The sequence below is a fragment of the Tenacibaculum ovolyticum DSM 18103 genome (assembly GCF_000430545.1).
Lineage (GTDB): Bacteria > Bacteroidota > Bacteroidia > Flavobacteriales > Flavobacteriaceae > Polaribacter > Polaribacter ovolyticus.
On the sequence record NZ_AUMF01000019.1, the window covers coordinates 12,218 to 24,530 of the forward strand.

Below are 12,313 nucleotides of genomic sequence, written 5' to 3' on the forward strand. Positions count from 1 at the left end.
GATGATTATAAAGAAAGGATATCTATGAATCCCACAGTTTATTAATCTTAATTATTCATCATTTACCTGAGAATGTCGAGTTGATTTACTCTTAACAGTAGATAAAAACACATTATATACTTCGCTTGTTACTTTGAAATAACAAACTTTTTTGTAGTGTTGTTTACTTTTATAAGGTAAACTCCTTTGGGTAATTGATGAACATTAATTACTAGTTTATTGGCTGTTTGTTGTTTAATTGAATAAAGCTTTTTATCAATTATATTACCTGATATTGTGAAAATATCTAGGGATGTTTCCTTATAATTGATATTATTACTAGTTATATTTAATGTGTTTTGTACCGGGTTAGGGAATAAAGAGATAGATGATTCTGTTTCTACTGGTTTAATACTCCTTATCCTAGAGTTAATATTACCTTCTATTCCTTTTAAAGAGGTTGCTCGACTTCCAGGCGCTAAATAATCTTTTAGAAAAGAAAAAGCACGATTAAAAGACACGTAAATATCAGTACCGGAAGGAGCATTATTAATGCAATCAGAGTTCCCTCCATGTAGAATACCTATTACATTTCCATTTGGATTAAATAATGGAGATCCAGAAGAACCTGCTTCTGTATGACCTTGTTCCCAATTAACTTTCCAATAATATGGTTTTTGTCTTGCATTTAAAGAATCCCTAGAAGGAAAAACTAAAAAATCAGGATGCCTTATATCTGTACCCAAAGATATTTTTTTGATATCTCCTGATGGATGATGAATTCCTACAAAACTAGAGGGAGGAGTATTCGAAGCATCCCATCCGCTATAATAAGCATTATAAGAATTAGGAATAGAAGAAGACAATTTTAATAGAGCAAAATCTACACCAGGTCTCTCAGCATGAGTATAACCAGGAACCATATTACCTTCCGAGTTATATGTACTACCTTCAAGTGGAACTGATGAGAAATCAACAGCCATAAGTTCTGCTCCCGATATTGAATTAGCTTTAGAAGGTTCTATTTGTGGATTATCACAAGTAGATGATTGATAGCTAAAGACAAACATCAATGTTTGAGGATCAGCAATAAGATTATGACCAGCGGTCAATAAATATGGGGTTTGATCCTGATTCGCGTTGTTTACTAACACACCAGAAGCAAGAGCTTCCCCTGCAACAAAGAGTACTACAGATCTAATCTGCTTATCCCAACGATTCCCTACAGGACAAGCTACGTTTATTTGACATCTTGAAGATTCTTCAAAAGCTCTAGCTGTATTTTTTGATTTATATATAGAGTCTGCTAGCTCAAATACTCCTTTATAATCATGCGCTACCGTAGCAAATTGCAAAGCAGGTTTTTCTGATAATTGTGCTGGGTGGTAATATTCTATAATTATCTGATCTCCTTTTATAGGGGAAATCCCAAGCTTACGATATGGTTTATTGTTTTTATGCGTAAATGCTCCTCTGATGTCAGAACGGCTTTTGTTATAAAAAAATAGCTTAGCTCCTTTTGGTAAATAAAAATCTGAAAATGTAAAATTAAGAGACTTAGCTCCTTTTGATTCTATCTCCAGCACCCAGTATTTATCTCCATTAGACAATGTATGCCATGTTCCAGAATTGTTAGGATTTATATCTACCTTATGAGCATACGCAAATTGATAAGGTTTTTCTTCACCTTCTTGTTTTCTTTTTTCAAGATTAATTGGCGGCATGTTAATTTTTGGTATACTATATAATCTTGCTACTGATTTTGATGCAAAATACGGCGTCCCTCCTTCACTGATTTGGGCTTTAATATTCATACCCATAAGAAGGGTGAATAAGATTAATGTGTGTTTAAATTGTATTTTCATGTTTAAAAATATTGGGGGTTATATTAATTTAATCTTAATACAAAACTGCTAATGTTTCACGTTAAAAACATTGAACTAGTTCAATAAATATATTTAAAGCTATTTTTTATTAATTATATTTCGTCTTATTTCACTTAACTAGATATAACAAACCAATTGTAATTCCTATTCTAACAACATTAATGATGTCAATAATGTTATTTCTAATCTATTTTATTTTCAATAAGATTATTTTCGTTTTTCAACCAAATACATTTTGTCTATTTTAATTTATCTCCCCTTTCAACTTCATTTCCCTCATCTTAAAACTCTTATTGAAATCCCTTTTAGAATGTTAGCATAGTTTTTAAAACTATAATATATTTTAAAAAAGCTCGATACTAAGTATCAAGCTTTTTTGCTTCCTAACATATAAATAGCTTCTAAAAATCGAAACGATAATTCATTTTAAAAGCTATCCCCCAATTTTGTCGTGTTATATTTTTATTAAAATTATCAGAAACTACTAAATATACATAAGATAATGGTTTATACTCCCATTGTACTCTACTACTCACATTAAAGTTATTTCGTTGTGTATTATACTGTACGTAAGTAGTCCAATTTAAACGTTTATTAAAAAATACTTCCCCTGTAAATCGTGTTAAATGAAATGTTTCTTTTCCTAATAATTTTAAATCAATATCATTAACATCATAATTCAATTGTAAATTCGCAAAAGGCAATAACTGATAATTTAAGTAAACTCCTGCAGCTACTCTACTACCATTATAATAACTTCCTTTTTGTACATTAAAACGATATCTTAATCTCTGATTATTTGCAGAATTATATCCTAATTTTAAAATTCCGAAATTATACCTATCAGGCACAAGAACATTACCATTTCCCAACGGAGCAAAACCATATTTTAAATTTACATAATCTTGAGTGTATACATAATAAATTGCTGATAAGTCTTTAAAAAAAACTGCTCCATTTAAAAAGTGTGATGATTGATTTACCGCTCCATTTTCATCTAAATAGGTGTTATTTTTATAATTTAAATACCGAACGGAATTTAGCGATTTGGACTTCTCATAAAATTTTTCATATTCCACTCCACTAGTAGTTTGCGTATAACCTTCCCTTATTACCATATCATTTACGGCATCATAGTTATACAGTCTTGGAGTAAAACCGACATCTGTTATGTAATTTTGCCCTACACTCTTTATAGCTACATTCCAACTCAATCCTCTTTTATTAAACCAAAGCCCCAAATTGTAAAAATTATTATCGTTTGAAATCTCATCATTCAAACTTTTACCAAAATTAGCAACACCAGTCCATTTATTGTTGTTTGATTTATAATTTATATTAATTCCTGCTACTCGATTGTAGTCTTCCTTAAATTTAAAACCATCCGTTTCTTGCCTATTAATAAAAAAACCAGTCGTTGTAAAGTTTCTAGATAACTGCTGTTCTGCCACAAACGCTCCAAAATTTTGTGATGGCAAACCTTCATTTTTATCTGTTTGAACATTTAAAATACCTATTCTTGTTTTTGATGAAATATTTCCTGATAATTTCAATCCAAATTTAATAGGGCTTTTCGCTCCTATTCGTCTTGAATAAAAGGGATTTACACCATTAACTCCTAGGTTTGAAAACAAATCAGCATTCTCTAAAAAAAAATTTCGCCTCTCAGGAAAATTTACAGCAAAACGAGTTAAGTTAGTGACTTGTTGATCTACATCTATTTGAGAAAAATCAGGATTAATAGTCGCGTCTAATTTTAAAGATGGTGTTATATTATATTGCACATCTAGGCTAGGTTTATAATCAGTATTATCTGTATCATTTTCAACATCATTTTGATAATTAACAGTTAAAGATGGTGTTACTGTATAACGAGACATAGAAGTATTTGATAAATCTAATACATTAAATGGTTTTGTGAAACGAAGATCAAAACTTGGATAATTCCTACTTACATCCGACAGAATAGTCCATGAATTATTTTTAATATCTCTTACATAAAATTGCACTCCAAACACCGAATTATTCTCAGTAATGTTTAATGCTTTAAAAGGAATTGCTATTTCAAAAATTTTCTGTGTTCCTTTTACTGATGTGCGTGCATTCCAAACCGTACTCCAACTAAAATTAAGGCCATATCCCGCATTTACACGTTCTACCAATGCATCAACTTGAGTTCCGTAAGCATTTACTGCAAATAAATTTCCTTTTTGCTTTTGGTTTTGAGTGTCTAATATCATAATAAAAGCATCACTAATACCAATAGACACATCTCTTTTTAAAGAACTTACCTGTCTTCTTTTAGTAGTGTCATTATAAATAGCACCAACATACAAGTACTCTTTGTTATGAAATATTTTAACTGATGTTTGATTTTCTGCTTGCCCTATATCGGTTGGCATTAAATTATGAAAATTAGTATTATTAGGTAAATGCTCCCATACCGACTCCTCTAATTTACCATCAACTTCAATTTTTGTATCAATGTAATTTATAGTAGCTGTTTGAGAATAAATATTTAGCATAAAAAGCAATAATACTATAATTGTAAAACTGTGTTTCATTCTATTATTAATTATTGATGTAGGTTTACTTAATCTCATTTTTTCTAGTCAACTCTTGTTGCTGTTTTACTAATAATCTTCCAGCCTTTATTAGTTTTTTTCAACAGAAATAAATCAATATAAACCCATTTTCTTTCAGGCCCAGCTATTTCAACCTTTGCCATTGCAATATCTTTTACAACCTCAATGGCTAGCACTTTAGCATCGCGTCCATTAAATTTTCCTTTTTCTGAATTTTTAAAAAAACCAGTATATTCACTTGGTGTATATATTTTAAAAAGTCCCTCTTTATTCGTGAGGTATAAAGTCGCGTCATCTGCAAAGGCACTCTTTAACATTTTTAACTTTGCATAAGAACTACCTTCCATATAATTTTGTAATGTTTTTTCTACAAATGAATGCTCAGATTGTGCTTGTGTAAATTGAAATGTAATTAATGCTAAAAATAATAATGTGGTTATTCTCATGGTTCTAATTTTAGATTTTAAACAAATCTATCTAGACCATCATAAAAAGTAGTGATTGCTTATAATTCAGGTGTCCTGAATTATAATTTTAGACAATTACACCTATATATATTGCTTTTGATATTGTAAAGGCGTTTGTCCTACCGTTTTTTTAAACGTAGCATAAAAGTTTGATTTTGAAGAAAATCCTGCTTCAAAACCTATTGTTTCAAGCGTAAGATTTTGTTTTTCCCGTAATAAACTCTTTGCTTCTTCAACTCTATAATCATTTAAAAAAGTTGCCAAGCTTTTTCCAATATTATCATTTAATAATTGCGATAGTTTATGCGGTGTTATTTGTAACTCTTTAGAAATACTAAGTAGCTTTACATTTGCTTCTTTGTATAATTGTTTTTCCTTCATAAGCTTATCTAACTTATCTACTAAAAGTATTGCTTCTTTATTTTCTATCTTTTTTGCAGCGTATTTTACTGGAATATCCTGAAAAATAGTATCTCTATTATTTTTTGATAGAAAAAAGATTAAAACGACGTAAAAAACTACCGAAAAAGTAATTGTTCCTACCAAATACAAATGAAAATAACCAATTATATAGGCTAAAAAAATTAAGGTATTGGCTATATAAACAGTAATTAACCACAACTCAGCAGTGGTAGTATTTTCTCGGCTAACTAGTTTTTTAAATATATCTTTTATAACAAGTCCAGAAGCAACTATATACCCTCCCCAAACAACATAAATAAACTGAACAAAAAATGTATTCCAAAAATCACCGTAATATTCATAAGGCTTAAAAACACTTACAATAACAATAAATAAAAACAAAATACTAAAATGAACTTTCCATTTTTTAGGAATACTTTTCTTATTATCTATTGAAGCTTTTAAATAATAAAATAACGCAATTCCAATTAAAAAACATGCTGATAAACCGAACTGAATAAACCACAAGTTCCTTTCCTCTCTTGGTGTAAAAATTACATATACCGATTTTCCTATTCGAATACTCAATAACAATACTAACAATCCAAATAAAATATTTTGGATTCGTTTTTGCTTACTGAAAAATAAAAAATATAGACTTACCAAAAGGCCGTTAAAAACACCTAGTGAACATAAAAAAAACAGTATTGGATTGTCAAACTTCATTATAGATTCATCAAATTTTCATCTAAAATATAAAATGATCTTATTATAATAAGTTATAAATAATTTAAATTTCACAATATTCTTTTACTTTGAACAATATGTCGTTCATTATGATAAATCACAAACCTAAAAGTATCTCCTAATCTAAACTTTAAAAAAGGCAATGTTATTGATGTTTTTATCTTAGTTAAGTCTTTATTTTTAGCTAATTCTAACAATTGTAAAAGTTCAGTTTGTTGCGATATAAAACGCAATAACACATCATCTTTACTTAATTTTGAATAAATAGGGTTCTTACTTTTAAAAGTATTCATTGTTTTCATATTTTCTTTAGGTAACATATCTAAAGAAAACTTGTTTCCTAAATATCCCGATTTAAAAAAAGGGGACTTAATAAGTTTAGATTTATCAATTCTACTCTTTATTTCTTTATTATAAAATAAGGCATACAAATTTAAATGTTCTAAACATTCTAATACAGACCAAGAAATATCATCTTGTTTTTTTTGCAACGCTGCCTCTGAAAAATTTTTTAATGAATTTGCATAATCAATATGATTAATAACATATTCTTTTAATACTAATAATAATTCTTCTGTTTTAAAAACCATACTTATAATTTTATTCAAAGTTGAGTTTTTTAAACAAAATAAAAGTTGATTCTAATCAAGGTTTTTTAATATTCTAGATAAAGTTTCAGGCGCCATTCTTAAATAAGAAGCAATATATTTATGAGGTATTTCTTGAAAAACCTGAGGACTACGTTTAAAAACTCTTTCAAAACGTTTTTGTGGTGAAAAAGTTATTAAATCAATCTCACGTTCTATTTGTTGGTAAACAAAACTTTCTAGCATCATATTCCAAGCATTCTGACACTTCTCATTAGCCTTTATAAGACTCATGTACTTCTGTTTACTTATAACCTTTAGTTTACATTTTTTAAGGCTTTGTATATAAAATAAGCTAGGCTTGTTTGTTAAAAAACAATCTAAAGCTGTTATTATAGAATTTTTATAACCAAATCTAATTGTATGATCTTGATCCTCATCTTCAATAAAAACTCTTAAACTCCCTTCTAAAACGAGGTATAGATTTGTATTTACGGTATTTTTTCGGGCTAGAAAATCACCTCTTTTTATAGTTATCTCCTCTTCCCATTGGTTCTCTAATTCTTCTAAAAGAAATTTTAAAGCATCCATAAAAAAAGGAGATAAGTATTATTTATATAAATTATTAAACTCTTCTTGTTCTATCAATTAACCAAAAATCAGCCATTACTAAAGCTGCTAAAGCTTCAACAACAGGTACAGCTCTTGGTACTACACAAGGATCATGACGACCTTTTCCATGTATTTCGGTAAGTTCACCTTCAGAGTTTATGGTTTGTTGATTTTGCATAATAGTAGCAACAGGTTTAAAAGCTACTCGAAAATAGATATCCATTCCATTACTAATACCTCCTTGAATACCTCCAGATAAATTAGATTGCGTAGTACCATCTTCATTAAAAATGTCGTTATGTTCAGATCCTTGCATTTTTGCTCCACAAAACCCACTTCCAAATTCAAATCCTTTTACTGCGTTTATTGATAACATTGCCTTACCTAATTCAGCATGTAATTTATGGAAAATAGGCTCTCCTAAACCTACTGGAACATTTTGTAAAACACAAGTTACTGTACCTCCAATCGTGTCACCTGCTTTTCTTATTTCATGAATTTTATCAATCATTTTTTCGGCTGAAACGGCATCAGGACATCTTACAATATTGCTTTCTATTTTAGAAAAATCTAAATCTTGATATGGTTTATCTATAAATATATCACCTACTGACGATGTAAATGCATCAATATTAATATGTGCTATTAACTGTTTTGCCAATGCACCTGCAACAACCCAATTGGCGGTTTCACGTGCAGAAGTTCTACCCCCTCCTCTATGATCTCTTACACCATATTTTTTATCATATGTATAATCGGCATGTGAGGGACGATATACATTGGTATTATGGTTATAATCTTTACTTTTTTGATTTGTATTTTTTATTACAAAACCAATAGAAGCACCTGTTGTTTTGCCTTCAAAAATTCCTGATAAGAACTCTACAGTGTCTGGCTCTTTACGTTGGGTTACAATCTTAGATTGTCCTGGCTTACGACGGTCCAATTCTTGTTGAACAGCCTCAAAATCTACCTCCATTCCTGCCGGAAAACCATCAATAACACCTCCAATAGCGGTTCCATGTGATTCCCCAAAAGTAGTTACTTTTAAAATATTTCCAAATGAATTAAACATGCTTCTTAATTTTGGAACGAAAGTAAATTAAAAATTATAATTTTCTTTATGAAAATACTAAAAACTAATCAAGTATGCATAAATATAACACTAATGGTATATTTTGTACATCTCTAAAAAACCTATAACAGTTTTTTTTTAAAAAAATAAAAAATTTATTATCACTGTAACTAACTGACAATTAAAAAAGCACCTACTATTAATTTAATTAGCGCTATTTTATTTTAAAATATAACAACTTTTTGTTTTTTTAATTTAGAAAAAGGTTGTAGTTTTGCAACCGCTATTAGAAATATTTTTAATAGCACGCCTGGAGAAATGGCAGAGTGGTCGAATGCGGCGGTCTTGAAAACCGTTGTCTGTTACAGGACCGGGGGTTCGAATCCCTCTTTCTCCGCAAAAACCGAAGCAAAAGCTTCGGTTTTTTTTGTTTTTATATACATTTCTCAAAGACTAATAAAAAGAGCTTAACCTACTTTTTTATCTATCTAAAAAAAACAAAAAAAAAGCTTTTTATATTTAAAAATAATTATATATTTGCAACCGCTATTTAGAAATATCTAAATAGCACGCCTGGAGAAATGGCAGAGTGGTCGAATGCGGCGGTCTTGAAAACCGTTGTCTGTTACAGGACCGGGGGTTCGAATCCCTCTTTCTCCGCAAAAACCGAAGCAAAAGCTTCGGTTTTTTTTATACAATAAAATAAGAACAACCTTCATCGATTTTCATCTTACAAAATAAATATAAGCGAGCCACGTTAACTACCAAAGACGTTCCTTTATTTAATAAAAAATCAAAATAAACCCCACATAATCTTACGGTTAACTACATGTATTTCTGCGGTTATCCCCTTTTTATAATTATAATTTAAAAATACCTTTACTACAAGTAAGACAACACCTATTATGGAAGAAATCGTATTCAAAGCATTAATATTTAAAACTAAAAATATAGAAATAGAAAGCTTTATTAATGAAGTAATAGCTTCTAATAAAGATTTAGATTTAACGAAGGATGCTTTAAAAGACTCAATACTTAAATTAGTTCTTTACAAATTCATTAAAGTAAAACCTACTTTACCTAAAGGGAACTACATATATAAAGAAAGTAATTTTTTTAAAGCTCGTGAAATAGGTAGCGTTCATTTATGGCTAGAAAAACAAAGAAATAGAGATCATTAAATTTACACAAGACGCAAGTACCTCTTCTATGTACGCTACCCCTTAAACTAAATCAATAACACAATGCAATGTAATCAACTTTCACCTAATAACTTTGCCTACTTTTACCTTATTCAATAAAACAAATTATACAACTGTATATTAAAAATAACTTCAGTTTAATCATCTATTTTAATACTACTTATTCTTATTTTTTTACATAAAGAGTACAAAATACCTCAACTATATTTTAATTATTTTACAGCCTTAGTTAAAAGACTACCTACATATTCTTTTTATAACTTCTTCAGGTCTTTTTTTAGCTAAAAAAAAGCGAGCTAATTTAAAATTAGCTCGCTTTTTTATTTTTTAAAAACTGTTTTATTTAAATATTTTGTTCATTAAAAATTTATGCAATTTAAATGATAAATACCCAATAGTTACACCGTTAATAAAACCACCTAATATATCTATTGGAAAATGAACCCCTAAGTACAATCTGCTATAGGCAAAAATTAAAGGAAACATTATTAAAAGTTTAATATACTTTGTGTGCTTTCGTAAAAGCATAATTAAAAAAACTGTAACAACAGTAGACGTTGTTGCATGACCAGAAGCAAAACTAAAACTTTGAGGTCTTATTAATGTTCTTAACACATCTCTTATAGCTGGATCATTGTTTGGTCGCAATCTCTCAAAAACACCTCTTATAACGTTTGTTATCTGATCTGAAAATGTTACTAAAAGAGCTAAGAACAAAACGGTAAATAATCCTTTTTTTAAACCTAGATATTTAAAAACTAAATAAAGTAAAAAAACAAACAAAGGTGTCCAATGAAATTGATTTGTTATCGCTAACCAAAATCCATCCCAACTTTCACTCCCCAAACTATTTAAATATATAAGAAGTTCTTTATCTTTTTGTATAATATTTTCTATCATAATTATTTACCAACTTTTAATACTTCTACCTCTAAAACTAAATCTGTTTTTCCTATGGTTGGCCCTAAACCACTTTCTCCATACCCTAAATAATAAGGAATAAAAAATATTGATTTATCTCCTTCTCTCATTGTTTGTACACCTTCTCTCCACCCTGTAATAATAGGCGATTTAGCATCGTTAATGATAAAAGTAAAAGGTTGCGATCTATCTAAACTAGAGTCCATTTTTTTTCCTTCTGCCAAATATAGTGTGTAATGAACAGTTGTTGGTATTGCTGGGTTTACTTTTTCTCCTTTACCCTTTTGTAACTGTAAAATCTTTAAACCAGAATCTGTTTCAATAGCGTCATTAATTCCTTTTTTTTCTTGAAACGCACGTTTTAATTCAGCTATTTTTTCTTTATACTCAGCTGCTCTTTTTTCTACATTCAATAGCTCCTTTTCAAAAATATTAGCTGCTATAAATTTTTTAGCTTCTTTACCAACCCTAATTATCTCTACATGATTAATTACATCATTTTGCTTAATTACATCAACTATATCTTGCCCTAATAATACTTTACCAAAAATTGAATGCATACCATCTAACCAAGGGGTTGCTTTGTGTGTAATAAAAAATTGACTAGAGTTTGTTGCTTTTCCAGAGTTTGCCATAGACAATACTCCTGCACCATCATGCTTATAAATTAATTCTCCTTTTTCATTCATCGGAAACTCATCTCCAAATCGATATCCATTATCTCCTCTACCAGTACCTGTAACATCTCCACCTTGAATCATAAAGTCGTTAATTACTCTATGAAATTTTGTTGTATCATAAAAAGGTTTTCCTTTTAATGAATCTACCACTTTAGGATTGTCTCCTTCAGCTAGTGCTACAAAATTAGCAACTGTCATTGGCATTTCTTTTTCGTGTAATTTTATTAAAATATCTCCACGATTTGTTTGCAAATCTGCATATAATCCATTTTCTAAATCAGTATATTTAACCGATTTACATGCTGATAACAACACTACAACTGCTATTAAAATTTTACAAATTTTCATTGAATTATATTTTTAAGTTTCTCTTATAAACAATCAATTAGGTTAATAACAAGTACTAACCTAATCGATTTTAATTTTTATGTATGTTTTTTTACTTAATCTCAAGTAACTCTACATCGAAAATTAAAGCTGAAAACGGCTTAATTTTCGCACCTCTTTGTTGTGCTCCATATGCTAAATCTTGAGGTATAAAAAACTTATACTTAGCTCCAGTTTTCATTAACTGTAATCCTTCAGTCCATCCTTTTATAACCTGAGTTACACCAAATTCAATTGGCTGTCCTTTATCTACTGAACTATCAAAAACAGTTCCATCAGTTAATGTACCATGGTAATGAACTTTAACTTTTGATGATGTTTTAGGCATTTCTCCACTTCCTTCTTTTAAAACAATGTATTGTAAACCACTAGCAGTAGTCTTTACACCTTCTTTTGTTTTATTTTCAGCTAAGAACTTTTCACCTTCTTTTCTATAATCTCCAAACTCGCTTTCTGCTTTTTTTGCTTGTGCAGCTTGCTGTTCTTTCATTTTTTCTTGTTGCTTCTTCTGAAAAAATGCGCTTAATATATTATTAATATCTTTTGACTCTACTAAAAGGTTTGTAGAATCCATTCCATTTTTAAATCCTTGAACAAATAAACCTTGATCAATATCATTAAAATTAGATTTTATTTTATTAGCCATGTCTACACCTAAAGTATAACTTACAGAATCTATCTCTGTTGTTAATGAACTTTTTTCTTTAAACTGACTGTTTCCACATGACACAACAGATAACGTTACAACTGCTACTGCTAAAATTTTAGTTAATTTCATTTTTA

11 protein-coding genes and 2 tRNA genes are annotated in these 12,313 nt (G+C 29.3%); 3 read left to right on the forward strand and 10 right to left on the reverse strand.

Annotated elements, in window-relative coordinates:
- Positions 1 to 128: 128 nt before the first annotated feature.
- The 7 genes from H518_RS0107250 to aroC all read right to left on the reverse strand — a co-directional run bounded on the left by H518_RS0107250 (position 129) and on the right by aroC (position 8,340).
- Positions 129 to 1,844: a T9SS type A sorting domain-containing protein gene (locus H518_RS0107250; RefSeq protein WP_081411164.1), complete on the reverse strand. Its 1,716-nt coding sequence runs from the start codon at positions 1,842 to 1,844 to the stop codon at positions 129 to 131.
- Between the two features lie 422 nt (positions 1,845 to 2,266).
- Positions 2,267 to 4,468, reverse strand: coding sequence for a DUF5916 domain-containing protein (locus H518_RS0107255; protein ID WP_028888438.1), 2,202 nt, complete (start codon positions 4,466 to 4,468; stop codon positions 2,267 to 2,269).
- A gap of 5 nt (positions 4,469 to 4,473) precedes the next feature.
- Positions 4,474 to 4,896, reverse strand: a complete 423-nt coding sequence (locus H518_RS0107260; RefSeq protein ID WP_028888439.1) for a nuclear transport factor 2 family protein — start codon at positions 4,894 to 4,896, stop codon at positions 4,474 to 4,476.
- A 102-nt stretch (positions 4,897 to 4,998) separates the two neighbouring features.
- Positions 4,999 to 5,922: an AraC family transcriptional regulator gene (locus H518_RS0107265; RefSeq protein WP_162143107.1), complete on the reverse strand. Its 924-nt coding sequence runs from the start codon at positions 5,920 to 5,922 to the stop codon at positions 4,999 to 5,001.
- Between the two features lie 194 nt (positions 5,923 to 6,116).
- The gene (locus H518_RS0107270; RefSeq protein WP_240472502.1) at positions 6,117 to 6,674 is read right to left on the reverse strand and encodes a DinB family protein; all 558 of its coding nucleotides are present in this window, start codon (positions 6,672 to 6,674) and stop codon (positions 6,117 to 6,119) included.
- Between the two features lie 33 nt (positions 6,675 to 6,707).
- The gene (locus H518_RS0107275) at positions 6,708 to 7,244 is read right to left on the reverse strand and encodes a Crp/Fnr family transcriptional regulator (protein ID WP_028888442.1); all 537 of its coding nucleotides are present in this window, start codon (positions 7,242 to 7,244) and stop codon (positions 6,708 to 6,710) included.
- Between the two features lie 34 nt (positions 7,245 to 7,278).
- A complete protein-coding gene (aroC, locus tag H518_RS0107280) occupies positions 7,279 to 8,340 on the reverse strand; it encodes a chorismate synthase (RefSeq protein WP_028888443.1) in 1,062 nt (353 codons plus the stop codon).
- Positions 8,341 to 8,652: 312 nt separating this feature from the next.
- Between aroC and H518_RS0107285 the strand changes: the two genes are divergently transcribed.
- The 3 genes from H518_RS0107285 (at position 8,653) to H518_RS0107295 (ending at position 9,521) form a co-directional block, all read left to right on the forward strand.
- Positions 8,653 to 8,737: transfer RNA gene (locus tag H518_RS0107285), tRNA-Ser, on the forward strand.
- Positions 8,738 to 8,915: 178 nt separating this feature from the next.
- Positions 8,916 to 9,000: transfer RNA gene (locus H518_RS0107290), tRNA-Ser, on the forward strand.
- Between the two features lie 245 nt (positions 9,001 to 9,245).
- Positions 9,246 to 9,521 carry a hypothetical protein gene (locus H518_RS0107295; RefSeq protein WP_028888444.1) on the forward strand — a complete coding sequence of 92 codons (276 nt, stop codon included), beginning with the start codon at positions 9,246 to 9,248 and terminating at the stop codon, positions 9,519 to 9,521.
- A 360-nt stretch (positions 9,522 to 9,881) separates the two neighbouring features.
- Here H518_RS0107295 and H518_RS0107300 read toward each other — a convergent pair whose 3' ends face one another.
- From H518_RS0107300 to H518_RS0107310, 3 genes are all read right to left on the reverse strand, one after another.
- Positions 9,882 to 10,442 (reverse strand): phosphatase PAP2 family protein, encoded by a 561-nt coding sequence (locus tag H518_RS0107300; RefSeq protein WP_028888445.1) that lies wholly within the window; start codon positions 10,440 to 10,442, stop codon positions 9,882 to 9,884.
- 2 nt (positions 10,443 to 10,444) lie between these two features.
- A complete protein-coding gene (locus tag H518_RS0107305; protein WP_028888446.1) occupies positions 10,445 to 11,491 on the reverse strand; it encodes a peptidylprolyl isomerase in 1,047 nt (348 codons plus the stop codon).
- Between the two features lie 91 nt (positions 11,492 to 11,582).
- Positions 11,583 to 12,308, reverse strand: a complete 726-nt coding sequence (locus H518_RS0107310; protein WP_028888447.1) for an FKBP-type peptidyl-prolyl cis-trans isomerase — start codon at positions 12,306 to 12,308, stop codon at positions 11,583 to 11,585.
- Positions 12,309 to 12,313: the final 5 nt, after the last annotated feature.

What these genes read in the sequence shown, in the direction of transcription:
- H518_RS0107300 (WP_028888445.1), bottom strand. Translation starts at nt 10,442, where the DNA reads ATGATAGAAAATATTATACAAAAAGATAAAGAACTTCTTATATATTTA.
- H518_RS0107255 (WP_028888438.1), bottom strand. Translation starts at nt 4,468, where the DNA reads ATGAGATTAAGTAAACCTACATCAATAATTAATAATAGAATGAAACAC.
- H518_RS0107295 (WP_028888444.1), top strand. Translation starts at nt 9,246, where the DNA reads ATGGAAGAAATCGTATTCAAAGCATTAATATTTAAAACTAAAAATATA.
- H518_RS0107260 (WP_028888439.1), bottom strand. Translation starts at nt 4,896, where the DNA reads ATGAGAATAACCACATTATTATTTTTAGCATTAATTACATTTCAATTT.
- H518_RS0107250 (WP_081411164.1), bottom strand. Translation starts at nt 1,844, where the DNA reads ATGAAAATACAATTTAAACACACATTAATCTTATTCACCCTTCTTATG.
- H518_RS0107305 (WP_028888446.1), bottom strand. Translation starts at nt 11,491, where the DNA reads ATGAAAATTTGTAAAATTTTAATAGCAGTTGTAGTGTTGTTATCAGCA.
- aroC (WP_028888443.1), bottom strand. Translation starts at nt 8,340, where the DNA reads ATGTTTAATTCATTTGGAAATATTTTAAAAGTAACTACTTTTGGGGAA.
- H518_RS0107310 (WP_028888447.1), bottom strand. Translation starts at nt 12,308, where the DNA reads ATGAAATTAACTAAAATTTTAGCAGTAGCAGTTGTAACGTTATCTGTT.
- H518_RS0107275 (WP_028888442.1), bottom strand. Translation starts at nt 7,244, where the DNA reads ATGGATGCTTTAAAATTTCTTTTAGAAGAATTAGAGAACCAATGGGAA.